Genomic DNA, 24864 nt, shown 5'->3' with positions numbered 1-24864 from the left:
TGGCCTGATTGGAACCTGCGAAGATTGGCCCCGTTTGCCTCGACCATGGCAAAAACCGATACCAGGACAGTCGCCAGCCTCCTAAGGGAATACGGACATCGCACGGCGCTGCGCGGGGACAACCCCTATCGCACCAAAGCCTATCTGCGCGCTGCCGACAGTCTGGCTGCGTTGTCGCAGCCGCTCGACCGGATCATCGCCGCGGGCGCCCTCATCAGGATCCCGGGGATCGGTAACGCGATCGCAGATATTGTGCGCAAGCTCTATGAAACGGGCACGCATCCACGCCTTGAGAAGCTGCGCGACGAGGTGCCGGCAGGTGTGATGGAGCTTTTTACCGTACCAGGGCTTCGGCCCGACAAGATCCTGAAGCTTCATCAGGCGCTCGGCGTGAACTCGTTGGCTGAGCTCGAAGCCGCCGCAAAGGCAGATCGAATCCGGCCAGTCAAAGGCCTCGGTGCTTCGCTTCAGACAAAAATTCTGCAGAACCTCCCTATCGCGCGAAGCGGCGAAACACAGCTTCACCTGCACAAGGCCGCCGCTCTTCTTGAGCATGCGATCATGTCGGTGAAGCAAGAGCATCCCGAGTTTTCGCGCGTGGAAATTGCCGGTGATTTCCGGCGCGGTTGCGAACTGGTCACCGACCTCGCACTGGTCGCAATGGGGAAGAAGCGGACCGCGATCGAGCAGTCCACCCTCACACTTGTGGTCACAGACAAGAAGCACTTTGGCGCGAGCCTTCTCGAAGCAACCGGTTCGGCCGCCCATCTTGAGCAGTTGAAGATGTACGCGACCGAGAGAGGGTTCGCCCTCAAACCCGACGGGCTCTATCGCGGCAGAAAGCTGATTGCAGCAGCGACAGAGGAGGAAATCTACGAAGCGTTGGACCTGCAGTTCATCGAACCCGAACTGCGCGAAGGCAGGGACGAGATTGAGCGGGCAGCGAGCCAGCAGCTACCACCCCTCGTCCGGGACGGAGATCTGCATGGCATCCTGCATTCTCACACGACCGCATCCGATGGCACCGAAACGCTTGAGGCAATGGCTGAAGCGACACGTAAGCGCGGGTTTGAATACTTTGGTGTCGCCGACCATTCGCAGTCTGCCCACTACGCGGGCGGGCTCACACTGCAGGAGATCACTGAACAGCACCGCGACGCGGATCGGCTGAACACGAAGTACGGTGGTAAATTCCGTGTCCTGAAGGGCATCGAGGCAGACATCCTGGCCGACGGCTCGCTTGATTATCCGGACCACGTCTTGAAGCAGTTTGATTTCGTTGTCGCGAGCGTGCACAGCCGCTTCAAGTTGCCTAAGAAAGAGCAGACAGAGCGTATCATTGAGGCAATCGCGAATCCCCTCACGACAATTATCGGGCACATGACCGGTCGCCAGTTGTTGCGTCGTCCCGGCTATGACCTGGACGTCGCCAAGGTCCTCAGAGCGTGCGCAAAATATGGCGTCGCTATCGAAATCAATGCGCATCCGTGGCGGCTCGATCTCGACTGGCGGTGGCATCAACAGGCGCTCGACTACGGCTGCATCTTCAGCATCAATCCGGACGCTCATTCAATCCGCGAACTCGACCACATGCATTGGGGTGTCGAGATGGCCCGCAAGGGAGGAGTGCCCAGGACGCGGGTTCTTAATGCGCTGACCTTGGCAGCTCTGCTTGCGCACCTTTCAAAGCGCAAGTCCGGGTCAAAGACCGGCGGCAAGCGCCGCTCGCCTGCGCGGAAAGCTGTCGCACGAGGCCCGAGTTCCTAGCGGCCCCAAACATGCACCAGTTCTCAATTAGTCGCTGCCTGGTGTGGATCGCTCGGAGCGCCGGGAACGCGATGAAGGAGCCTCATAACGCAACCCCTTTCTTGTGGCGGTCAACATGCCCCTCGCAGTTTAAGCGAGATCACGCCGAGGCGCTCTGCTTTTCGGCGTTTAGACCGGCGTTTTACGTTTTGGATGCGAGGAACCAGTGGACCAGGTTCGGGATCGTCTTGGTTGGGGAAGAAGGCCCGTGCAAAGTCGTAAGCCCGTCAAGGCCGAGCTTGTCAATCGGATCGAGGCGGTTCGGCTGTACTTCATCGCCACAGGCGGAGCTATGCACCGGCTCGAAATCCAACCGGAGGTCCTGGCGTTCCGGATATGAGCTGAACGTGACGTTGCCCCAGTTTCTATCCAGTTCTGAGTTCGTTCCCGGCGTTGGGTATGCCCTGCTGGGCGGGTGGAGCCACGGGCGCTGGCGCGGAGCCGTTGGCGTAGCGCAGCGCGTGACCGTCGCGGGGTGAAGGTGCTGGCGAACTGGCCAACTCGGAGTCCCGTTCGGATCCAAAATATGAGAGAGCCAGCTTGGGGACCGGGCGCCGCGCGAAACGCCGCCAGGAATGCTCGCCTGCGGGCCCAGGGATGGCTCTCTTCCCGAAGTAGCCGCGCTACCCCTGTCGCCAACGTAGCATCAGGTTCTGCATGAGCCATCAGTCTATATCGTCAGGACCATGGACCTACTCCCGGAACCTAGGGCCGTTGTTTTCGTTGGTCGAAAGGGCGTTGGCAGCTACCGACGTCACCAACCAGGCAACAGGAGGAATTTCACAATGATGCGGAAGATCCTAACTACGATAGCGACGGCGGCTCTCATGTCGACAGCGCTCTGCACGGCCGGTGCACAGGCCGCAAATACCAGCAAGCCTGCTACCCAGACGGAGGCTGTTGCCCCGGTCACCGATGGCAAACTCGTCTCGAAGATCATGGGAGCCGCGGTCTATGACAGCAGCGCCGATGACGCGACGAAGATCGGCGATGTTAATGACATTGTCCTGGACAAGGACGGGAACGCCAAACTCGTCGTCATTGGCGTCGGCGGTTTCCTTGGTGTGGGCGAAAAAAATGTGGCCTACGACTTCAACAAGCTTGAATGGATCAACAAGAAGGGCGATCGCTGGTTGGTCGCAAAGACGACCAAGGATGAGCTTAAAGCTCAGCCCAATTTCGATACGAAGGCTTACGATACTGCGGCAGTCCCAACGGCCCAGCCGGCCAACAGCACCGCCGACAGCCAAGCGGCTAATGGCAAAACCGATACGACTGCGACGGCCTCGATCGACAAGTCGACCTTGACCGAAATGCCGTCAGACAAAATCAGTGCGGCAAATCTGATCGGAACCAACGTCTATGGCGCAGATGATGCGAAGGTCGGCGAGATCGGCGACGTTATCCTGACCGGTGACAAGAAGGTCGACTCGATAATCGTTGATGTAGGCGGCTTTCTGAGCATCGGCGAAAAGGAGGTCGCCGTCGGTATGGAGAACCTCAAGTTCATGACCGACAAAAACGGCAACCGTTACCTCTATACGAACTTCACCAAGGACCAGCTGGAGGCGCAGACTGCCTACGACAAGGCAACTTACGCACAAAACCGCGACAAGCAGCGTATCATCGTCAATAAGTAAAAAAGTCATCTCGAAGCGTTCGCCTTCGGGCGGGCGCTTCGGCAGCCAAATAGCAGGAGCGGAAGCCGACGAGGTCCGTCATAGCTCTGAAGATATCAGCGACCTCGTTCTGTCTGATGTCGTATCCGTGCTTCATGAAGGTCAGCCACCAGCTCGATCTTCCTTACATTGCTGGGTAAAGCAGCGATGCAATGAAAATTTACGTCGACCGACACCTGCCGCGCACCATCAGATGGAGAGGCGAGGACGTGCGCCTGGAACCGTTTCTGGTGTGCCACGAAATTGTTGAAAAGCTCTCTTGAACGAGTGCGCCTTCATTATCTGCACGCTCATCAAATCGCTTCGCGCGTCGAAAGAGACGCGGTCAGAGGGTGGCCTGACCTGGCGGCACTACCAAAGCGTCATCAAGAGCCATGAGAAAGCGATCGATGACGAACAGCTTCGCTGCGTATCCGGGATTAGATCTCACGCCTTACAAGGATCTGAAGGATTACCCGTTGCTCCGACGTTTGGTCCAAGCATCGAAGCAACTCGTTGCATGGCATGGTCCAAGGCACCGAGACAGCGGGAAATCGGAGCAGCCGCTTGTCAAATTTTCTCGCCAGTGGAACTTCCCGACGGGCTGCAGGTTCGCCTGCATAGGGACGACTGAGGCTACTTCGGCCTGTTGCAGGCGAAGGCCTCGCCAACAGGAGATGGCCATGAAACATCAGACACTTGCGGAACTGCATGGCGTCGCGGAAGTCGAAGCATCCTTTCCGGCTATGACGCGGCGCCAGCGTTTGGAACACTGGGCCATGCTGCTCGAGCGAAATCCCGAGCGGTGCCTCGCCGCCTTCCCCGGGACGGAATACATGACCTTGGACGTGCGCGACAAAACCCAGTCCCTCGGCTCCGCGCTCAGCATCGCTTTCGCCGATCCAACTTTGCGGGCTGAAGGGCTGAAGAACGATACGTATGGCGAAGCGAAACGCTTCTTCGAGCTTACGGATTGGCAGTTGCACGCTGTCGTCTGCCATTGCCATGTCGGCGGGACGATGAAAGCCGGATGGGCTGCCGTTCAAGTTCGATCTGCCATCAACAAAGAAGGCAAGCTTTTCAGCAAACTGCGCGAAGCGATTGCCCATTGGCCGGTATTCCGCATTTTAACTCACGCGAGGGAGTAAGAGGCGACCGAGCAAGCTGAAATAGGCAGTGACCGGCAAAGGTCCAAGCACACGAACGACGGTATATTTGGACCCTGACATCGCTACCTGTGACAATAACGGGCGAGCGTCAAGTACGGATATGCCCGGGCGAAAGCCGGCAAATGGCATGATGAACGGCGTCGGTTCCGACGGGTTCCATTCTCATCCGACCGGGCTTCCCATCGCTTGCTTGGACTGAACTCTTCGCGCTCACCGTGGGTGATAGGAGAGCTGGTCAAAACGACTTGGCGAAAACATAACGTTCACGCAACGCGGCTACTCCGTCATATCCGAGCGGGAGAAAAGCGAAGCGATGCTCCTGGAAGGCCTGAAGGTTCAGCAGAGCTTCTGGGCGAGGTCCGCATACTGCGCCATTGGGCGGGGGGCCGCGTCGGCGCCATGCCGCTTTCCCCGAGCCGAGTATCCATCGCCAGCGCGGGGTGATGGGCCTGGGGCCATCTCCGTCGCGACCAGCATATCCTGCTTGAAAGGCCGTCCAGCGGCAGCTTTTCGATGAAGTCGGGCCTGACCGTGCGCGGGCCGATAACGTGCGAGTTCGACCAGTGTCGGACCCACAACCGCAAAAGTCCTCCGCGAGCCTCAGCCCATGCGCTGTGAGATCGGAGCCATCATGTCTCCAGCATGAGCGGCAAACTAACCCTACGAGTTCATATGCAAGGCGTGGCATCACAACCGGGACGCTCCAGATTCAATTCGCTTCAGCAAATGCCGGGACTAAACATCTAAAGTTGTGAATGCGCCCTGCTGGCCGTCCAGTCCGTGACCTTCTCGCTCAATGGACGCGATTGCCATTCGGCCAAACTGATCTCCCTTGATCGCTTGAGGTCTTCGTTGAACAAGTCGATTTGCGTGCGCGCAAAATCCCGGCCGAAGACGTTCAGAGAGGCTTCGTCGTTCAGCCGCAAAGACCGCTCGTCTAGGTTGGTTGAACCAAAGCTCGCCCATATATCGTCAACGATCAGGAGTTTAGGGTGGTACATGGTGGGCTGGAACTCATAAATCCGAACTCCGGCCTTGAGCAAATCACCCCAGAAATAGCGAGAGCCTTTTCGAACGATGGGAACATCTGTCAGGCCGCTGGGACAGATGACATCAACCGCCACCCCTCTTTTTCTGGCGTCCAATATTTGTTGCAAGGCAATCTCATCGGGGACGAAATAGGCCATCCCTATCCGAAGGTGTTCTTTGGCGGCGGCTATCGCAGCCAACATCATCAGCTCCATGCCTTCGGAGCCATTTGGCTGGGAAGATAGCACCAGTTGAGCACTCAGTGCTCCCGCTGCTTCCGGTGGCGGGTAGAACTTCTCTCCCTGCAAAGTCTCGCCCGCGGTCTCGAGCCAGTTCTCAGCGAAGGCTGCCTGGAAGGCGGATACAGCAGGGCCCTCGATCTGGTAGTGGGTGTCGCGCCATTCATCAGGGTTGCGGGCGTCCCCCAGCCAGTTGTCTGCGATACCCACCCCGCCGGTAAAGGCGAACCGTCCGTCAACGATCAGCAGCTTCCGATGCGTCCGGTTATTCACCCGGTCCAGCGTGTACCAGTAGATAGGCCGGTAGCGCTGAAACCGCACGCCCGCGCTTGTCATGATGTGGATGAGATCCTCGTCGAATGGCAGACTGCCGACCCAGTCCACCAGCACACGAACCTCGACGCCCTCCCGCGCTTTCGCGGCCAAGGCATTGGCGAACTCGTAGCCGACCGTTCCGGACCAATAGATGTAAGTTTCCATGTCGATGGTCGACCGAGCCGCATGGATGGCCTGCAGCATCGCTGGGAAGATCTCATCTCCATTGACCAGCGTTTGCACAGCGTTTGCCTCGAATACCTGTCCTTGCGAATAAGCGGCCATGCTTCGCGCGAATTGTGGATCGGTCGCGTCAAAACGATGCGGCACAATCGATCGCAGGACACGCGGTTCGGCTGTGAGGTTTATGGCCACCAGGGTGAAGAGACACGTGGCAATTGCCACCGCGACATACTTGAGAGCGTCGAGGCAACGGGCGAACCTCCGTCCGGTCGGGACCGCATTTCTGAGAGCCGACAATGCACCGAAACTTTTAGGCCGCACTTTGGTCCCCTTTGACCTGCCAAGAACTATTGAAATTGATGCGGGTTCCACCCCTCGTAAGTTCGAGACGAGCAAGTGGGCACTATTGTAGAGGATGAACCTCGCCGCCAGCATCGTTCATGAGCGCAGTCCTGATTGCGTCTGCGGTTGCCGCCGAGCGGCCCCAGCAGGCTGCCTGATGCCCGGCCGCGGCATACACCCGATGGGTTTGATCGCCGCCAGGTTCAGGCTTTGGCCGGCTACCGCGTGCCGGAACCCGACATTGCCGGTTTCATCGGCAACGATCCCAAGACTCTGCGCAAGGACATCGATAGGAACTTCATCACCTCAGACCAAGGCCAACGCCAGGTTGCCGAGAACCTCTTTCGCAAGGCCACCGGTGAAGGCCGCGAGGCAGTGAGGGCCGCGATCTTCTCGTTGAAGTCGCGGGCCCGCTGCAGGGAAACGATGCTCTGACCGATGCCCGAAGACCGGCGAGATTGCCCAGGAGGGCTTCGACATCAACTTTGGGATGGTCTTGCGCGGCTTCCCGGCCTGGCTGGCAAACCCTGCCTTCGAGCAGATGATATTTGAAGGCCTGGACGATCTGGAAGCACGCTTCTTCGCGCCTCAGGCGCCTAGGGGGTCGAGCGCTTCCAGGCGAAGGCCGGCTCACTGGCGCCAGCCGCGGTGCGGGAGATTTTCGAGACGTTTGCGCACCCGAAAGTGCCTGTCCGCGTGCCGCGCGTGTCCAGAGCCTGATCACACCTCCGTTGCCGGCAACTGCTGGCTCAATCGAGACTGATGAAACGGGTGCCGCCGACCTTACGCTCCGCCCAACGCGTGAAACGCAGAACCGGGTAGCAGTAGGCGAAATAAACTAGGGCGATCACGCCGCTGCTGCAGGAGGGCCGCGTCCTCGTGGAAGGAACGCCAGAGGAGATCAAGGCCAATGCAAAGGTGCAGGAAGCGTATCTCGGCGGGATCCACGAGGAGGTAGCATGAGCCTGCTCGAGGTCGCCGGGCTGAACAGCTACTACGGTGACAGCCACATTCTATTCGACGTGTCGTTGCGTGTTGAAAAGCACGAGGTGATCGCGCTTCTTGGCAGGAACGGCGCCGGCAAGTCGACGACGCTGAAGAGCCTGATGGGTGTTGTGAGCCCGCGTACGGGCAGTATCAAGCTGGATGGTGAGGAACTGGCCGGCAGGAGGCACACAGCATAGCTCGACGCGGAATGCAGCTGGTCCACGAAGATCGCCGCATCTTCGGCAGCTTGACCGTTGAAGACAACATCATCCTGGCTGGATTGACCGCCGACAACAGATGGCCGCTCGAGCGTATATACGAGATGTTCCCACGGCTGAAAGAGCGCGGCGGCAGCCGGTACCGATCTTTCGGGCGGCGAACAGCAGATGCTGGCGATCGCCCGCGCTCTTGTTCGGGACCCGAAAATCGTCCTGCTCGACGAGCCGTTCGAGGGCCTTGCACCTGTCATCTTACAGAATCTCGTTCGCACCTGCCGCGACCTAGCCGAGGCCGGCCACACCCTCGTTCTGGTCGAACAGAACCTGGCTGCAACGCTGTCGTTGGCAAAGCGCGTCTACATCATCAACAACGGTCATATCGTCGACGAAGGCCCTGCCGCGGAGATCAAGGCGCAGCCCGAACTCTTGCAACGCTATGTCGTTGTTTAGCTGGGGCGATCTGGTGTTCCTGGTCGTCCCGCGACCGCAGGCGCGCGACTGGAATCAGGTCCCGCAACCCGGACCACGCAGCGCCGTTGCACCCGGCAGACCCTCACAAGCAGCCTCTGCGAGCAGCTGCTGAGTGGGGAGAGCTCGCCAGGCCCACACGACATCCGTCGCGCTCGGCGTGACGGATCAGCTTGGGACAGGTCGCTGCGCTGATTGAACGCGTCACCCTTGATTGTTGTCGTTCACGCTCAACTGGGCGCTGCGCTCGGTTCGCAAACGGTGCATGGCGGTCTGGTGGACAGGCACGCGCCGCACGCCCGGTGCAGCCCGGGTGCAACCGAGTGGCATCTCTTTTCAGTCGTGGTGACAGCACAGCGCCTTCAGCAGCCGAGAACCCCAGAACGCCGTCGACTTGTTCACCGGCTGCTGCGGTCGCGTCTAGCCGAACCCGCGCTTTCGGCGGTCAGACCCATTCGTCTGATGAGCCACGGCATGGTCAAGCCTTGGACAAAGATGGAAAAGGCAACGACTGCGAATGCGACAACGATTATTTGACTGCGCTCGGCGATGTTTTCAGGAAGTGCGAGCGCCAGGGCCAGAGCAAGCGCGCCGCGCAGACCGCCCCAGACCAAAATGTGCTGGTAGCTGGCATCCACCTTGAGGGGCGTCGCAGCAAGGAGGGCACAGAAAGGATAAATGGCCAAGGTCCGACCAACCAGCACGAGCATGACAGCGACCGCCGAGGTGCCTGCGAATATCCCAAACGGCTGATGGGCTTCATGGCCGCCGATCAGGATGAACACGATCGAATTTGCCAGGAAGGCCGCGTACTCCCAGAACGCCAGAACGTGACTTCTGGCATTGGCGGAAATAGCGCCTTTCCAGCCGACGTTGCCGACAATCAAGCCTGCGGTGAGAGTAGCCAGCACGCCCGACATGCCAAGATCCTCCGCAAGCAGAAACGAACCATAGGCCGCGATGGTCGTCAGGGTAATTTCAACGAGATGGTCTTCGGTCCGGCCGGCGATCACAAGGAGCACAGCTGCCACGGCCGCGCCGGAGGCAATCCCACCCACGACCGTCCAGAGCAGCGACCCAGCAATGCTCAGGGACGTCGCTTCGGCGCCTGCCGCGATTGCCGCGAGGATTCCGAAGCCAACCGCGGCTGCGCCGTCGTTGAGCAGACTTTCTGATTCGACAAGCAGAGCGAGGCGGGGCTGAACCTTCATCTCCTTGAACGCCGCGATAACCGACACCGGATCGGTCGCCGCTATCAGCACGCCGAACAGCCCGGCACCGATCCAAGTCCATCCGAGCAGCAAATGCATGCCAGCCGCAACCACTGCGGCGGCAATCGCGACCCCGGGAAACGCGAGCAGAATGGTGACCGGCAGATTCACCCGAAAATAACGCCACTCGATCGCAAGTGCCGCCTGGAAGATCAGCGGTGGCAAAAACACCGTGAAAATCAGATCCCGACTGAGGGGGAGTTCGGCAACGCCGGGCATGAAGCCAAGGGCGACACCTGCCGCAACAAGCCCGACGCTGTAAGGAAGTTGCAGCCGTCTGGAGATCATCGCCACCAAAGAAGCGGTGAGCAGGATCATCCCCAGGGTGAGGATTGAAAGATCGTTCATGGCGGCCTCAGGTTTGCTCTGATCAGGTCAACTAGGGCCCTGAGGCTCCACTGGAACCGCCGGTGCGACGAAGTTCGCGTAATCCGAAGCGGCGATGTGCCGAGAGCAGGCCCGGATGGACTTCCCACGCGCTCCGGCCGATCTGGTCGCGCCAATATGTTCCTGATCACAAACTCGTCGGAGACGGAACAATGCGGGGTAAAGCAAAATAGGCCGCCTGCGCAATGCTTCGTGACCGATGGTTTGAAGACGTTGCCAGGCTATCTGCTCTCGGTGAGTTGACCTCAGGCCGCCGGGCTGGTGTCGTGCTAGACTAACGGCGACGGCGTGTACTCCGGATCCTGGGGCTTGCGTCTCCGCCCTTCCCGCACCCTCAGCTTCACAGGCGCAGAAGTTTGACGACACTCAGTGGGACAATGGTTCGCAGCGCGATACGCGCGTGGTGCTCACCTCCGCCTCCGCATCTCTAGCAGGCTCTTGTCCGTTATGGTGTTTCGTCGCGCTGCATTTTGCGGCTGACACTTGTGCGGCCTCGCTGGAATTGCAAGGCGCTGTGCCCGAACATCGCTCCGAGCGCGGCCCAGAGAAGGGTGCTGAACGTAAGCGGACTGGCGAGCCATTCCAGCATGGGCACGGCGTCGCCCGGCCAAGCGTAGGCGAGATAGCCGAGTGCAGTCGACAGGGCGACCCCAGCAGCGACAGCGAATCCCGGTTCCAAAATCGATCTCGTCACAACGCATCAGGGAACGCTAAGAAAAGGGGCCGATCAAGAGCGATAACGCGATCGTGCAATCTTATCCATCAAACGCTCCCATGCGCAAATGTGAATTGCTGCCTGAGCGCCATCCGATTATCTGCTGCCTGTGAACATCTCGAAACTCATGATCTGGATAATGCTAGCGGTGTTGCTGGCCATCGTCATTTACCTGTTCGTTCAGGCGGACGCATCTGACCGGTCGCAGCGACCTTAACCTTTGCCGGGAATGGGCGTCGTGGACGTCGTCGTGAGCTGCAGGAGAAGGGCAAGATTCTAAGGAGTCTTAAACTGAGACAGCATTCACAAGGATTGCACTTGGTGCGTTTGGTGAGCCCATTTTTTCGAAGATTTCAGGCATAGTTGATGGTCCTGCGCCGCCACCTCAGTAGCCCTTTAAAGAGTTCCGAGGGTTGTCGCCACTCGGGGTGTCTCTGAACCCGTTTTCACCGATCAGATTGCGGGCATCGTTGTTCAGTGCTGGAGATTTCGTTGTCGGCGATGCCGTGGGAACAAGCGCGCGGCACTCTGTATCGGGCCTACGCATTAGGTCGCGCCGGAAGTGGCGCGTCCTACATAAGACGCGATTATAGATGCGCCGATCTCCGGGACGACGCGCGGGCAGTTCCTGCCCCGCAGTGTGGCTGCCGCCAAGGCATTCCGCTCAGGCGGTCAAACCATGCTTGACGCCTGCCTCGACATGCCGGCGCAGCACAGTCTGCGCCGTGACCACATCCCGGGTCAACGCTGCATCCAGCAACTGTCGGTGTTCGTCGGCGGCGATTTGCCCACGAAAAGTCAGCGAAATCATCTGATACCGCAAATATTTGTCAAAAACCGCGGCATGCGTTTCCATGAGCGCACGGGACCCGCAGGCGGAGATCAGCGACTGGTGGAACTCCCAGTCGTAGCGTTTCCAGTCCTTGGTGACCGACCGGTCTCCGCTAATCATCCTGATTTCCATCTGGTGTAGCTTGTGGTGGGCGGACACCACCTTGCCCTCCCATTCCACATCGCCGGCGCCGAATGACAATTCCATCGCGTGGCATTCGAGCAATTGACGCAACGCAGCAATTTCCTTGAGGTCCCCTGGCGAGACCGGCGCAACTTCGAAGCCCCGCTGTCCTTCTGCAACGACCAGCCCATCGGAAGCCAGGCGGTTTAGTATTTCCCGCAGAGTTGAGACGCTGGCTCCATAGAGGCCCTTCAGTCTTTCCAGCTTGAGCTTCTCGCCGGGAACAAGTCGGCCAAAGATTATATCGGCCCGTATCTGCCGATAGGCCGTATCCGATATCGTGGCGTCGGACGCGTTCGCAAGCATTTGACAGGAATATCATAAGTTTCTCGAAATACCATACATCGGGGCCATCGTCCTGAGGACTTCGAAGCTCCTCACGCTCGCAAGGATGCTGTCCAGCGCGACCGCGGGGGATGCGAGCGACTGCTCTCCAATGTGAGGCGAATTGTCATACAAAACTCCGAATATCTGACGTCCTGCGCTACGTGGGTTGAAGGAGGAAGGTTGTCGTGCGATGCTCGATGCGTGACGGACTGGGCGTGCCGTGGCCCGACATGCAATTCAGGGAGGAAAAGCATGACCACTATCACGATCGATCGCCGCAGGTTTCTCCGCAGAACCGCTTTCGGCGTAGCCGGTGTCATGTACGCCTCACGCGTCAACCGCGCCCTGGCGCAGGACAAGATCACACTGAGGCTATCGTCACCGGCGACACCGGGCGACCAGCGTGCGGTGGCGCTGACCAGCGTGTTCGCCCCCTCAGTCAGCGCCTTCGCCACGTTTGAGCCGCACTGGAACGCCGAACTGTTCAAGCAAGGCACCGAGCTGGAAGCAATTGCGCGCGGCAACCTCGAAATGTCGATCACCTCGGCGCAGGAATTGGCATCGCTCTATCCCGAATGGGGGATCTTCACCGCCGGCTATCTTCATCGCGACGCCGAGCATCAGAAGAAGGTTTTCGCGGCTGACTTCATGGAGCCGATGAAAAAGAAGGTGGAGGATGAGCTCGGCGTCAAGCTCTTGACGGTAATGTATCTCGGCCGCCGCCAATTGAACCTTCGCATCGACAAGGAAATCAAGACCCCGGAAGATTTGGCCGGCGTCAAGCTCAGAATGCCCGGTACCGATGCCTGGCAGTTTCTTGGCAAGGCGCTCGGCGCCAATCCGGTGCCAGTGGCGTTTACCGAAATCTACACAGCCCTGCAGACCGGCGCGATCGACGGCCAGGACAATCCGCTGCCGTCCGACAAGGACTCCAAATTCTATGAGGTCACCAAGCAGATTTGCCTGACCAGTCACCTCGTGGATCTGAACTACCTCGCCTTTTCGAAAAAGGTCTGGGACGGGCTTGCACCCGATCAGCAGGCGGCGGTGCAGAAGGCGGCTGACGATGCAGCCGAGTCCGGACGGCAAAAGCAGCTGAAGCTGGAATCGGAACTCGAGCAGTTCTTCAAGGACAAGGGTTTGAAAGTCTACGCACCCGACGTCGACGCCTTCCGCAAACATGTGCAGAAGGCCTATCTGGACTCCGACTTCGCCAAGGACTGGCCGGAAGGCATGGTCGACAAGATCAACGCCCTCTGAGCCGGGAAAGACCGATGTCCGCAACCATCCGCTGGTTGCAGGCGCGGGCCGATAACGTGGCGGTGGCGCTTCTCGCCGCCATGTTCATCGCCTTCATCCTGCAGATATTCACGCGCTACGTGATCAACGATCCGCTCGGATGGACACTGGAAGTGTGCCTGACGACCTGGCTGTGGCTGGTGTTCTGGAGTTCGGCATTCGTGCTCACCGAGCGCGACCACGTCACGTTCGACCTGTTCTACCTGATTGCCAGCCGCCGGACCCAGCGCGTTTTCGCGCTGATCTCGGCGGCGGCGATTGTCGCTGGTTTCTTGGCGGCGTTGCCGGCAACATACGACTACCTCGCCTTCTACAAGATCAAAAAAAGTGCCACGCTGCGCATCCGGCTCGACGTCGTGTTCAGCGTCTATGGGCTGTTCGCCGTTGCCGTGATCGTGCGCTACGCGCTGCGCCTATGGCAACTTGCCCGCGGCGGCGCGCCCGAGCCGCATGACGAAGCGACGCCGCTGTGACCGCCGCTTTCTCTCTTTGCCTGCTGGCGCTGTTCGTCCTCGCTGGGATTGGCACGCCAGTCGCCTATTCCATGATCGTGGCGGCGATCGTCTATCTTGCAGTCAAAGGTCAGGACCTGGGGCTTGCCGCCGAGCAGATCATCCAGGGGCTCTATGACGGCTTCATCATCCTGGCGGTACCGCTATTCATCGTCGCCGCCAACATCATGAACGCTGGCACGATCAGCGAGCGGCTGCTGGCCTTCTGCGTGGCGATCGTAGGGCGCCTGCGCGGCGGACTCGGGCATGTCAATGTCGTCGCCAATCTGATCTTTTCCGGCATGTCGGGTTCGGCAGTTGCTGATGCGGCCGGCCTCGGCAAGATCATCATCGAGATGATGACCAGGGACGGCCGCTATCCGCGCGGCTACGCCGCCGCCATCACCGCCGCCGCTTCGACGATTGGGCCGATCATCCCGCCGTCGATCCCGATGGTGATGTACGCGCTGGTTTCGGATGCCTCGATCGGTTTCCTGTTCCTCGGCGGCATCCTGCCTGGGCTGCTGATGGGCGCGGTGCTGATGGGCCTCAACGCGTGGGTCGCCCGCAAGCGCGATTTCGCGGTCGAGGAAGCCGTGCCTCTGCGAGCCTTGCCGAAGGTGACTCTCAATGCATTTCCGGCGCTGCTTATGCCGGTCATCCTGCTCTACGGCATCTATGGCGGCGCGACGACGCCGACCGAAGCGGCAGCCGTCGCGGCCGCCTATGCGCTGGTACTGGCCGGCGTGTTTTATCGTGCGCTGAGCTGGCGGAAGCTTTATGGCATCCTTTCAGAAAGCGCACGCTCGTCCGCTGCTGTTGGCCTGGTCATCGGCGGCGCCCTGATCTTCAATTACATCGTCGCCAGCGAAAACATTCCGGCCCACATGGCAGCCTCGCTGCAGGGACTGCACATATCCCCACTCGCTTTCATGTTCATAGTCAACGTGCTGCTGCTGCTGCTTGGTTGTCTGCTCGACGCTTCGACGATCATTCTGGTCATCGTACCGCTGTTCATTCCGACCTGCCGGCTGCTCGGGATCGACCTTGTGCATTTCGGCGTCGTGGTGGTGGTCAACACCATGATCGGGCTGATTACGCCACCCTATGGGGTCGTGCTGTTCGTCATCAATGCGACGACGCGCATTCCGCTGCGCGAAATCATCAGCGAGATCTGGCTATTCATCGGCGTGCTGGTCTTTGCGCTACTGCTAATGATGCTGTTTCCGGAAATCGTGCTGTGGTTGCCGAGGCAGTTCGGATACCAGGGATGAGCACGGCTCCGCACGATCGCCGAAGTGCCGGCCTCACCGACCCGGTCAGGCTTGGGTTGATCGGCGACAACATAAACCGCTCGCGTTCGCCGGACCTGCATCGTCTCGCCGGCCGCCTCAGCAGCCTGGACGTCAGCTATGACCTCTTCATCCCGCGCGAGATGGGTAAGGACTTCGACGCCGTGTTCGACGCCTGCCGCGACGCCGGTCTTCGCGGCATCAATGTTACCTATCCATACAAGGAGATGGTGGTCTCCAGGCTGTGCATACACGACGACCTGATCAGACGCATCGGTTCGGTCAACACAGTGGTGTTCGACCCGCATTGCGCGCGGGGCTACAACACCGACCATACGGGTTTCGTCGCCGCCTATCGCGCAGTCTTCGACGACATGGCGCCGGGCAAGGTCGTCCTGATCGGAGCCGGAGGAGTCGGCAAGGCCGTGGCCTTCGGACTACTGGCCCTCGGGGCTGATGGCCTGACCATCATCGACAGAGATGCCGGCAAAGCGCGGTCACTAGCCGCCGCGATCGCGACCGCCTCGAAGGGCGCTGTCGCAACGTCCTCCGGCGTCGACGTCGGTCCGGCGATGGACGGCGCGGGAGGCATCGTCAATTGCACGCCGCTCGGCATGCACGGACATCCGGGCTCTCCGGTGCGGCTGGAATTGCTGCGGGAGCTGCGCTGGGCATTCGACGCCGTCTACACGCCGGTCGACACGCAGTTCAAACAGCAGGCGGAGGCGGCGGGCATCAAGGTTCTCAGCGGTTTCGAGCTGTTCTTTCACCAAGGTGTCGAAGCCTTCCGTATCTTCACCGGGCGGACGCCAGCCGATCTTGGATCGTTGCGCCGAATGCTCCTCGAAATCCCGCCAATTGATCAAGGATAATACCTGTGTCCGAAGACCATCACATGCGCAAGAAGATCGGCCTCAGCGCGGCGCTGACAACACCGTTTGAGCAAAGTGGCGCAATCGACTGGCCCCGCTTCGTCGCACACGCTGGACACTTGCTGGGGCAAGGTATGCGGGTGGTAACCGCCTTCGGCACGACTGGCGAAGGCATATCAATTTCGGCCTCGGTCCGCGCGACCCTCTACGAGAGAACGGCCGCGGCCGGCATCCACGCCGGCAGCCTGATCGAATGTGTCTACGGGCCGTCGTCCGAGGACGCAGGCGACCACGTCCGGCGATCGCTTGAGGCTGGTTGCGGCGGCATCCTGCTGACGCCCCCCTTCTATTTCAAGCAGCCAACGGAGGAAGGCATCTATCGCTGGATCAGTGAGGTGCTGGAGCGCTCCGGCGTGGCCGCCCGCGATGTCATCCTCTACAACATCCCGGGCCTTACCGGTGTCCGTATCGGCCCGAAACTGGTCGCGCGCCTGCGCGTCGCCTTTCCGCAGGCCATCGCCGGCGTCAAGGACTCCAGCGGCGACTGGGAGCAGACAGTGGCGCTGCTTGCCGAGCATCGCGACCTCGCCATACTCGTAGGCCATGAAGGCGATCTGGCGAGAGCGGTCAGGCAAGGCGCCAGCGGGGCGATCAGCGGGGTGGCCAATTTCGCGCCGGCGCTGCTGGCGAAACTCGTGCGCGGTGAGGACGATCCCTTGATCGATCACTTGCTTGGCAAGCTCCTGAAGCTGCCCGTCGTGCCAGCGGTCAAGGCGGTTCTGGCCCAACGAACCGGTGACGCCGTATGGTTGCGCGTTCGCGCTCCACTCGAGGCACTCGAAGAAACAAGCGACCTGCAGGCCTGCATGGAAATAGCAGCGATGGTTTAGGAAGAGCCATCTGGCGAAACGCCAACGATGACCCTCGCTCTACGGCATCCGTCGGCGCTTATCCTGGAGAAGTCCCGTGAACAACAACGCGGAGGAAATCATACGTGCAACTTCAGCGCTTATATAGAATGTGCGGATAGCAGCGCACCTGAAGTAGCAAGGATCCACTCAGGCGTGAGCTCGTCGGGCTGTTCAGACTTGGCTGACCGAGTGTTAACCGGCCGACGCCCAAGATCAATCCGCCTCCCGATTGCCGTATCCATGGAAGAAGGATTGGATTTCCTCCATGTCGACGCGGCCGTCGCCGTTTTCGTCTACCGCATTGAATATGCGGTCTACAAAGTCCTCGATTTCGCTCTGTGAGACCGATCCATCGCCGTCGGCATCCACGATGGCAAACATCATTCGCATCGCTGCGCCATGCATCATTCTGGCTCCCGTGCGGCCGCCACCTTCGGCCATCCGGTCTCGTTCACGCGGTCCCATTCTGTAGCCCCGGCTTCCGCGGTCGCCACTTTCACGGTCTGGCTGGGAGCGCCCATCTGCGTGCGACCTTTCCTGCATCATCTCGTTCATCATCTGGCGCATCATTGTCCTCATCGAATCCTGGGGCTGTCCTGTGCCGTCGGACGGCCGTTCGGGGCCATGATCCTCTGCTTTGACTGCGGGCACCGGCGTTCCGCTGGACTGGGCCAATGCTGGCAATGCGCATACGGCAAGGGCCCCGGCGATTGCCGTCGCTTTTATTGCTCCCGTCATCTTGCTCTCCTTTCGGATGGTCGGACCGGTGTCGGCATCTCAACCAAACCTGCTGCTCCGTTTATAGTTCCTCGCGACGCGCAAAAGACCGCTTCGGAGAAGCGGCACGCCTGCACACAAGCTTTTTGGGGCTTCTATTTTTGGGGACAAACGACAAAGAGTGCGGCCGTGTACCGAAAGCAGTGGATGGCCGCACACATTGGGAGGCTTCAGGAAGAAGGCGCCGTCTGCAACGTTCAGGTCCACCTTCCGCTGGATTCATAGGCCCGCGACCGCCAGCAAATGGGGTAGCGACATTCGATCATCGCCTCAGCCATGATAGCTGGTGGCACGAAATAGACGGAGGGTAAGATAGCGCGGCCACGTATGGGCAACGTCTTTTAGTCCCCAACAATTCCGCGCGAGCGGACTGTCAGTTTTCGGCCCCAAATGGATGCTCTAATATATCGCGAACATTCTCGCGAGCTCGGTGCTGTCTTTCGTCCGCGAATGCCCTGTGTCTCGGTCCGTCATGCCGACGCCATGCAAGTCAGACGGCGTAGAGATTCGTCTCCTCCCAGGCAGGGCCGCCCTCGTGGACTACCAGACGTAGGCAGGCTCAAGTTGAAGAAGTTGTTAACCCGACCGCTCGCCACCGGTGTCGGCCAAGCTATACTCATACACCGCCCACCGCCGCCTCGTTTTCATCAACGACGCGAAACCAATGGTCCTGCAGGGCCCGTGGCGAGACCTTTCGACCTGCGACCATTTCGGCGCCTTCATAGGATCGCCTCCCGCGACGGTACGAGAGGACACGACCTTGTCCCTGTAGAGCTCTTCTATCTGGTAAACAGCCATTATATGTCACCGGCCCCTGAGCGCCTTCGCCCCTAGCCCGTGGCGCGGTCGTTCCCGTGTCTGGCAATGAGATCCCTTACCGTTGGGGAGTGATGCCGGCCTTCTGGGCGAAATATTCGGCTTCGTTATCCTCCTCCGCCGACACGCGGCCGCGATCGTGAAAATCGCGCTTCACTCTTGTCGTCTGTCATTGCCTTTCCTCGCTGAGTTCTGGTTTTGGCCACTTGCGGCTGACGTCTTGGCGTCTTTCGAATGCGCGGCCATAGCCGGACCAGCGCCGGTCGCCTTTCGCATGTCGCCGCTGGCCTTCGCCGGCGATGATTTCCGGCTGAACAAGCCTGCGAAGTACTTACCGAAGAAACTCATGCTCCATCCTCCGCGACGGCCTAGCAAGGCTTGGCGATAGTCGATTCCCGTTCAACTCCCAGGACGATCGACGGTTCCTTTGACCAAAGCTCGTATCGGGCTTGAAAGCTATTTCAGTTCATGCCTCAACGGGCCGTCCCGCCATGCGCTGCGGTGCAAACGCTCTCAAGCAGCTCTCTCAGCGAGGATCAGCCGCCGTCCTTGCCCTCAAGGGCTGCGTGGGGCGGCCCTGCTTCCGTGCCCAGTGCTCGGACATCCTCCTCTCCGCTGATGCAGCAGGGGCTGGAGCGCCCCTGTATCTTAGGGACGGTCCCTCGTTCGACGGAGGGCGTTGGTCGAATGTCTGCCATATTTGGGGTAGACGCTGGGGTACTTGGGAGAAAGCTAATGCCGGCACTCACATTGGCCGTGGAGATTGCAGACGCGGTAGCGGCGGCAAAGAAGCGGCGACAATTTTCGTTTGACCTGAAATCCAAGGCACAGGAACTTGCGAAGGCTCACCCCGATGCGGAAGCGAGCGTCGGTGATGTGACAGATGTCCTCGAAGAGGAGAGCCTGGCCGCTGGCGTCACACCCGTATCAGAGCCATAGCCGTTAGCTTGCCACGCAAAACTGATTGAGATCAACTTTTACGTATGCTGGCCAGTATGTGGGAGCCGATTGTCAGCGCGCCGTTTTCCAAGATGCTGGAACTCGCAGTTCTGGACCGAGAAGGCGCGCACTCGCTGGTTTTTCCCGTGTGAGCGGGCCGAATTTGGATGGAGGCATGGCCTCAGCGGGGTGCCAGTCGATATCCAACCCCACGCATTGGCGCGATCGGGTTGAGGAGGGGCGCCCGAAGCTGCGATTATTCCGGTCCGAGCGTCACTGAAAGTCTCTGCCAAAGCTCTCACGCTCGGGAGACGCGTTTCCCTTAAATGTCCTGCAGGTCTAGTTTGTCGAGCTTCTGTTGTTCCTGGTCCAATGGGCCCTGAATCACCCGTTTTTTCAAAGCCTTGAAGCGGTTTGCGTTGCGTTGCGCGATACCGATCCATGAGGGTGTCTCGCTCCTGTATCCGCCCCGGGTGTCTGGCACCCTGAGAGCCGCGCGGCAACCGGGCAGATAGCCGCTCAGAGCGGCGTTCACTTGTGTACTTGCGCGCCTGACGAGGGGAAAAGTCAGAGAGGCGGGCGCACCATTCGGTCCCTCCAGGCGTCCGTCGAACACAGCGGGAAGTCGTCAGCCTGGCTGAACTCTATGGGCCTGGGAGCAACAAGCTTGAGCCGCACCTGGTCTCGGGAACGTCCCGATGGACGATCTAACGGGCCGTTCTGGTGGCCGTAGACGAGAACCGCTTTCCAGCTTTGGGTTGTCGAATATGAATATCACAAAATGTTTCGCCGGGAACGTCGCTTGAGTCTGTCGGTTCTGGTTGTTCGGGGAAGTCGAAACGCGATCCTCGAATTTCGCTAGCTTTGAACAATGGGCGAACGCCGTTCTGTTTGGAACAGCAAGCCAACCGAAGGAGAGACATTGATGGTGAAGAACAGTTCGTCCGGCGCTGCGAACGGCCTGGAAAGCCTGTTCGTGGGTGGCCTGAAAGACATCTACTATGCGGAAAAGAAAATTCTAAAGACGCTGCCGAAGATGGCCAAAGCGGCGCAAACGGAAGAGGTGAGCGCAGCCTTCGAAAAGCATCGCACCGAGACGGAAGGTCAGATCGACCGGCTCGAGCAAGTTTTTGAAATGCTAGGCAAGCAGGCCCGGGGCAAGACGTGTCCCGCGATCGACGGCATCATCGAAGAAGGTTCGGAAATCCTCGAGGAATACAAGAACGAGCCGGCACTCGACGCGGGCCTCGTGGCGGCCGCCCAGTCGGTCGAGCACTATGAAATAGCGCGCTACGGCACGCTGATTGCGTGGGCGGAGCAACTGGGCCTGAAAGATGCCCTGCCCTTGCTGCGCCAGACTCTCAAGGAAGAATCCGCCACCGATGAGACACTAACTAAGCTCGGCGAAAGCGGTGCGAACGAGCGGGCCTTGCAGGCGGCCGCCTGAGACGCCTCGCATACGCTCGGTTCGCGTGCCAAAAAGGCCAACTGGCGATGCGGCCTCAGTCTCCCGACCGAGGCCGCGGTTTTCTGGGTTACCAACCGCAAATGTTGTGCGAAGAACGGTCAGCGCGCAGTCTTTTCTATGTTCGCGAAACCCTTTGCCGAGAACCTCTTTCGCAAGGCCACCGTGAAGGCCGCGAGGCAGTGACGGCCGCGATCTTCTGGTTGAAGTCGCGGGCCCGCTGCAAGGAAGCGATGGTCCACGAACATGTGGGCCAACCTTTGTGCGCCATTCTGCGCCAATTCGTTGACCTGCGAGGCGAAATGAAGCTGAACAGAGCCAGCGCTGCGAAGGCGCCAAGCACGATCAATACGACAGCCGCGACCCGGGGCATGCCGGCCCGTTTTAGCGAGGAAACCATCGGGGCGAGTGCGAAGGTCAACAGTAGGGCAATCGCTATCGGCGGAAAACCTCGCGCCCGAAATACAAAGCGGCTACGGTCACTACGACCGTCGCGACGGTCGGCAACGCGGTGCGCCGATGTGCTACCGAAAGGGTACTTTGCAGTCCGGAGAAGGGATATCTGCCGTTACGATCGATCCCCACAATAACCCCTCCACCTTGCCCTTCAGTGACAGGGCGCCTGGTCAGTTGGCCTGCAACGTTAGCAGAGACTAATGGTTGCAGTGGGTTTTTGCGAATATGCAAGGTTCGAATCCATAACCCAATGCGAACTTGGACGCGTACCGGTGCAGGAGTGTAATTGTTCCGTCCAAGACGAGGATGCCGCGAATCGACGGTCCTGCATCAAACGGCTTCGCGGGTTGGCAATTGCCCCGGACAACCGGGGCGTCCGGTCGTTTTGAATTGCGACGTTTGCGAAGGGGTCATCGAATCCTCACCACTCACCACTCACCGATTGCCATTAAGGGCGACGTAGGCGACACTTGCACCCAGGATGGAAAGCAATGCATGACGTGAAGTAGACATTGTTCAGTCTCCCCTTCAACTTCAGCGATAGCTAAATTAACACAAGAGAAGATGGACGCGTCACAGGGAAGATATGGGCAAACCGCGTGACGGTGAACCTGGGTATTCCCGTCACCAGCGATGCCGCTGTTGTCAGGCTGGTAACCGCGCCATCGATGAAGACGACATCGGCTCATCGTGACATGGGATATGCCAGCGAACCTTCGGCGGTATCCCAACCTCCAGGCTGTGTTCTGCATCGGCGCGGAGACCAGTTTGCGAGGTCCTCTATCCCTCCAGTTGTGAAGCTCGTTCGCATGGTAGATGAGGGCATTATCAGGCCGGGCGGTCGAAGAGTTTGTCCGCGGCGTGGGGGCGAGCCGGACGAGCCAATCAGCCGTACCGCAGGAAACCAGACCTTCACACAGGCACCGATTTGCGCGATCAACAGAAGCCTTCCTCACACGGTGCATCCATAATGAACGTCATCGCAGTCAGTCTCGTATCGCTCGTTCTGGCAATCGCGTGCGTTCTCGTCCACTACGAGGCTTTCAAAATGGTCGCGAGCTCGGCCCGGTCAACCGAGATCGGCGGATTTCCGAGCCGAGGACGATTGCTGATCGTTATTTTTGGAGCGCTTGCCGCGCATACCGTCGAGATTACGCTCTACGGTTTCGTCTTCTGGGGCCTCCATAGCTACGGCCTGTTAGGCGGAATCGTCGGAAAAATCTCCGATGGCTGGATCGACTTCCTGTATTTCTCCATCACAAACTATACAACGCTGGGAGTCGGTGATGTCAGGGCCGAGGGTCCGATGCGACTGATTGCCTCTTCAGAAGCGCTCACCGGCCTGGTGCTGTTAAGCTGGACAGCCTCGTTCACCTACCTCTCTATGGAGAATTTTTGGAAGAGGAGGTAGAGCCGGAGATCGCCGGCCTGTCTTGGATGTGAGGTCTACGATAGAGACACCGACCACAGAAGGCATGCCGATGTTCCGGCCTCTTGTTCCCAGGCCGGCCATCGGGCAAAGAGCGCCCCAAGTCTGAAAATCTCAAGCTTCTCGCCCTAAGAGAGCCGTTGAAGCGGCGAGATGGCTTGCCGATGGCGAAATCACTACTGCTTTGGCTGAGGCACGTGCTCGAAGCGGAGCACCAGTCACGAGACATGCCACGTTATTTTTTGCGCCACGAAGATTTCCGCACCGACTGGCGGCGGCATTTGAACCATGCGGCTGACGAAACCGGGGTCATCTGGCCGGCTCCTTGCAGCCAGTCCGATATCGAGATTGAAAAGTTCCTGAACGAGGCCCTGCATCACGAGAGAGCCTCGATCGAAGAGCTGCGAAACCATCCGGACATCACACCTCTGATCCGGATCGCATATCAGATTTTGCGTTCCATGGCGGTCGACGGCGAAAGCCGTGAACTGCGCGCTCAAATGGACCTGGTGCGTACGATATTCAACGAAAGCTGTGATGTTCTGGCGATAGCGACGGCGGAGGCTGAACATCTCCGTGGGGAGCTTCGAGCGCGGATTTTAGATCACGAGGCGGTCGTTCGCACTCACCATGCGATCGTTCGTGCTCACCACGAGCTCAGCCTCGAATGTGACGCGATGGTCCGCGATCGGGACGCTTTCCTCGCAGAACGCAACGCGCTTCTCGCGTCCCGCAGCTGGCGCTGGACCGCACCCTTGCGATGGGTACGCGGTCCCTTCGTGCACCGAACTTGATGACAGCAAGATAGAACGCAGCCCGCGCGGTGCTCGACACGAACTGTGGTTGGTTTGTCGAGGAACAGTCATACGCCTCCCCAAATTCACCCTCCCCGCAGCACGCGCCAGATATCCGACCAATACGCCGTGACGAGGGAGGCCAGGGCCGCGGCTGCCATGCCGGTTACGCCAAGTGTCCCCAGCCCCATAAGTTTCCAGCGCGTCACCTCGGCCGTCACTTCCTTGACGCTGGTCATATTGGCATTGATCTTACTGACCGCGCTCTAGGTAGCGCTCACACGCTCCACCAGCTCGTCGGTTCCCTCCTCCACGCTTGGTTCGAGCTAGTCTAACACGTGCGGACGTTCTCGGGCTCCGATCCTCTCCAAATCAGATGAGCTTCACCTATGCATGACGCTCCCTAGAGAGCCCTGCTCTGTCAGTGGGACAGCTATACGAACTCCACCAGCCGCGGCTTCAGGAGATTTCTGCGAGAGGATTCCAGAGATTTGGGCCTCTCCTGATGCCACGCGGTCGGCGAGTTCAGGCAGCGATCAGCACCGTGCTCTCCGGCGACCAGTTCAGCACAACTTCCTGGCCCTCGGCCAGCCTTTCGGCACCTGTATTCTGCACGATCACCTTTAGCGTCTGGTCACCGCGTTCGACGAAATAGGTGCTGTTGTTGCCGGCGAAGATGCGCTTCGAAACCTGGCCCTTGAGCGTGTTGGCATTGGCGTGATCAGACTTCCCCGCGCCAGTCGAGATCTGGATGCGCTCCGGCCGCACGGCGCAGCTCGCCTTTGCACCCGTGGGCACGGACGCGCCGACAGAGGCAGCGATCGCTGTGCCGTCCGGTAGCTTTATGCCGTTGGCGGTCGCTTCGCCGCGCAAGATGTTGGCGTCGCCGAGGAAGGTCGCGGCGAATTCGCTTTGCGGCCGGTCGTAGATTTCTTCGGGCGGCCCCTCCTGTACCAGCCGGCCGTCGCGCAATATGCCGATGCGGTCGCTCATCGTCAGCGCCTCTTCCTGGTCGTGGGTGACGAAGATGGTGGTGATGCCGATCTCGCGCTGGATGCGTTTCAATTCGATCTGCATGTCGACGCGCAGCGCCTTGTCGAGCGCGCCGAGCGGCTCGTCGAGCAGAAGCACGCGCGGCTTGGTGACGATGGAGCGTGCCAGCGCCACACGCTGCCTCTGGCCGCCGGAGAGTTG

20 protein-coding genes and 2 pseudogenes are annotated in these 24864 nt (G+C 59.6%); 15 read left to right on the top strand and 7 right to left on the bottom strand.

The window, feature by feature from the left end:
• Positions 1–45: 45 nt before the first annotated feature.
• From O7A61_RS01895 to O7A61_RS01885, 3 genes are all read left to right on the top strand, one after another.
• Positions 46–1767: a PHP domain-containing protein gene (locus tag O7A61_RS01895; protein ID WP_337108889.1), complete on the top strand. Its 1722-nt coding sequence runs from the start codon at positions 46–48 to the stop codon at positions 1765–1767.
• A gap of 824 nt (positions 1768–2591) precedes the next feature.
• The gene (locus O7A61_RS01890; RefSeq protein WP_337128156.1) at positions 2592–3446 is read left to right on the top strand and encodes a PRC-barrel domain-containing protein; all 855 of its coding nucleotides are present in this window, start codon (positions 2592–2594) and stop codon (positions 3444–3446) included.
• A 701-nt stretch (positions 3447–4147) separates the two neighbouring features.
• Positions 4148–4612, top strand: a complete 465-nt coding sequence (locus tag O7A61_RS01885) for a hypothetical protein (RefSeq protein ID WP_337108869.1) — start codon at positions 4148–4150, stop codon at positions 4610–4612.
• A 764-nt stretch (positions 4613–5376) separates the two neighbouring features.
• On the opposite strand, the gene O7A61_RS01880 is transcribed toward O7A61_RS01885, so the two are convergent.
• On the bottom strand, positions 5377–6621 hold the full coding sequence (locus O7A61_RS01880; RefSeq protein WP_337128155.1) for a phospholipase D-like domain-containing protein: 1245 nt from the start codon (positions 6619–6621) through the stop codon (positions 5377–5379).
• Between the two features lie 330 nt (positions 6622–6951).
• On the opposite strand from O7A61_RS01880, the gene O7A61_RS01875 reads away from it, so the two are divergent.
• From O7A61_RS01875 to O7A61_RS01865, 3 genes and pseudogenes are all read left to right on the top strand, one after another.
• Complete coding sequence (locus tag O7A61_RS01875; protein WP_337128154.1) at positions 6952–7176, top strand: hypothetical protein; 225 nt, start codon at positions 6952–6954, stop codon at positions 7174–7176.
• Positions 7177–7596: 420 nt separating this feature from the next.
• Positions 7597–7704 (top strand): annotated as a pseudogene (locus O7A61_RS01870) (ABC transporter ATP-binding protein); the annotation flags it as partial.
• Positions 7701–8396, top strand: a pseudogene (locus O7A61_RS01865) (ABC transporter ATP-binding protein). The pseudogenes O7A61_RS01870 and O7A61_RS01865, both read left to right, overlap by 4 nt.
• A gap of 416 nt (positions 8397–8812) precedes the next feature.
• On the opposite strand, the gene O7A61_RS01860 reads toward O7A61_RS01865, so the two are convergent.
• The 3 genes from O7A61_RS01860 to O7A61_RS01850 all read right to left on the bottom strand — a co-directional run bounded on the left by O7A61_RS01860 (position 8813) and on the right by O7A61_RS01850 (position 12108).
• Complete coding sequence (locus O7A61_RS01860; RefSeq protein WP_337128153.1) at positions 8813–10033, bottom strand: cation:proton antiporter; 1221 nt, start codon at positions 10031–10033, stop codon at positions 8813–8815.
• 484 nt (positions 10034–10517) lie between these two features.
• On the bottom strand, positions 10518–10751 hold the full coding sequence (locus tag O7A61_RS01855; protein WP_337128152.1) for a hypothetical protein: 234 nt from the start codon (positions 10749–10751) through the stop codon (positions 10518–10520).
• 700 nt (positions 10752–11451) lie between these two features.
• Positions 11452–12108: a GntR family transcriptional regulator gene (locus O7A61_RS01850; RefSeq protein ID WP_337128151.1), complete on the bottom strand. Its 657-nt coding sequence runs from the start codon at positions 12106–12108 to the stop codon at positions 11452–11454.
• 273 nt (positions 12109–12381) lie between these two features.
• Here O7A61_RS01850 and O7A61_RS01845 point away from each other — a divergent pair, with 273 nt between their 5' ends.
• Genes O7A61_RS01845 through O7A61_RS01825 form a run of 5 tightly spaced genes read left to right on the top strand, consistent with a single transcriptional unit; the run spans position 12382 to position 16973 of the window.
• The gene (locus O7A61_RS01845; protein WP_337128150.1) at positions 12382–13389 is read left to right on the top strand and encodes a sialic acid TRAP transporter substrate-binding protein SiaP; all 1008 of its coding nucleotides are present in this window, start codon (positions 12382–12384) and stop codon (positions 13387–13389) included.
• A gap of 14 nt (positions 13390–13403) precedes the next feature.
• Positions 13404–13901 carry a TRAP transporter small permease gene (locus O7A61_RS01840; protein WP_337108876.1) on the top strand — a complete coding sequence of 166 codons (498 nt, stop codon included), beginning with the start codon at positions 13404–13406 and terminating at the stop codon, positions 13899–13901.
• A complete protein-coding gene (locus O7A61_RS01835; RefSeq protein WP_337108877.1) occupies positions 13898–15193 on the top strand; it encodes a TRAP transporter large permease in 1296 nt (431 codons plus the stop codon). The genes O7A61_RS01840 and O7A61_RS01835 overlap by 4 nt, the downstream gene beginning before the upstream one ends.
• Before the next feature lie 56 nt (positions 15194–15249).
• Positions 15250–16083, top strand: a complete 834-nt coding sequence (locus O7A61_RS01830) for a shikimate dehydrogenase family protein (RefSeq protein ID WP_337128149.1) — start codon at positions 15250–15252, stop codon at positions 16081–16083.
• Positions 16084–16088: 5 nt separating this feature from the next.
• On the top strand, positions 16089–16973 hold the full coding sequence (locus O7A61_RS01825) for a dihydrodipicolinate synthase family protein (protein ID WP_337128148.1): 885 nt from the start codon (positions 16089–16091) through the stop codon (positions 16971–16973).
• A 234-nt stretch (positions 16974–17207) separates the two neighbouring features.
• On the opposite strand, the gene O7A61_RS01820 is transcribed toward O7A61_RS01825, so the two are convergent.
• The gene (locus tag O7A61_RS01820) at positions 17208–17732 is read right to left on the bottom strand and encodes an EF-hand domain-containing protein (RefSeq protein ID WP_337108880.1); all 525 of its coding nucleotides are present in this window, start codon (positions 17730–17732) and stop codon (positions 17208–17210) included.
• Positions 17733–19322: 1590 nt separating this feature from the next.
• Here O7A61_RS01820 and O7A61_RS01815 point away from each other — a divergent pair.
• From O7A61_RS01815 to O7A61_RS01800, 4 genes are all read left to right on the top strand, one after another.
• Positions 19323–19526, top strand: coding sequence for a hypothetical protein (locus tag O7A61_RS01815; protein WP_337108881.1), 204 nt, complete (start codon positions 19323–19325; stop codon positions 19524–19526).
• Between the two features lie 925 nt (positions 19527–20451).
• Positions 20452–20973 (top strand): YciE/YciF ferroxidase family protein, encoded by a 522-nt coding sequence (locus O7A61_RS01810; RefSeq protein ID WP_337128147.1) that lies wholly within the window; start codon positions 20452–20454, stop codon positions 20971–20973.
• Between the two features lie 1444 nt (positions 20974–22417).
• Positions 22418–22858, top strand: a complete 441-nt coding sequence (locus O7A61_RS01805; protein WP_032935792.1) for an ion channel — start codon at positions 22418–22420, stop codon at positions 22856–22858.
• 182 nt (positions 22859–23040) lie between these two features.
• Complete coding sequence (locus tag O7A61_RS01800) at positions 23041–23670, top strand: hypothetical protein (protein WP_337128146.1); 630 nt, start codon at positions 23041–23043, stop codon at positions 23668–23670.
• Between the two features lie 86 nt (positions 23671–23756).
• Here O7A61_RS01800 and O7A61_RS01795 read toward each other — a convergent pair whose 3' ends face one another.
• Both O7A61_RS01795 and O7A61_RS01790 read right to left on the bottom strand, forming a co-directional pair.
• Positions 23757–23921, bottom strand: coding sequence for a DUF1515 family protein (locus tag O7A61_RS01795; protein WP_337128209.1), 165 nt, complete (start codon positions 23919–23921; stop codon positions 23757–23759).
• A 274-nt stretch (positions 23922–24195) separates the two neighbouring features.
• Positions 24196–24864: ABC transporter ATP-binding protein (locus O7A61_RS01790; RefSeq protein ID WP_337128145.1), on the bottom strand; the 669-nt coding region annotated here is incomplete at its 5' end.

Origin of the sequence: Mesorhizobium sp. Cs1321R2N1, from assembly GCF_037179725.1 — a bacterium.
Taxonomy (GTDB): domain Bacteria; phylum Pseudomonadota; class Alphaproteobacteria; order Rhizobiales; family Rhizobiaceae; genus Mesorhizobium; species Mesorhizobium salmacidum.
Note: the sequence above shows the minus strand (reverse complement) of the source record. Positions and strands in the feature narration are given on the sequence as shown.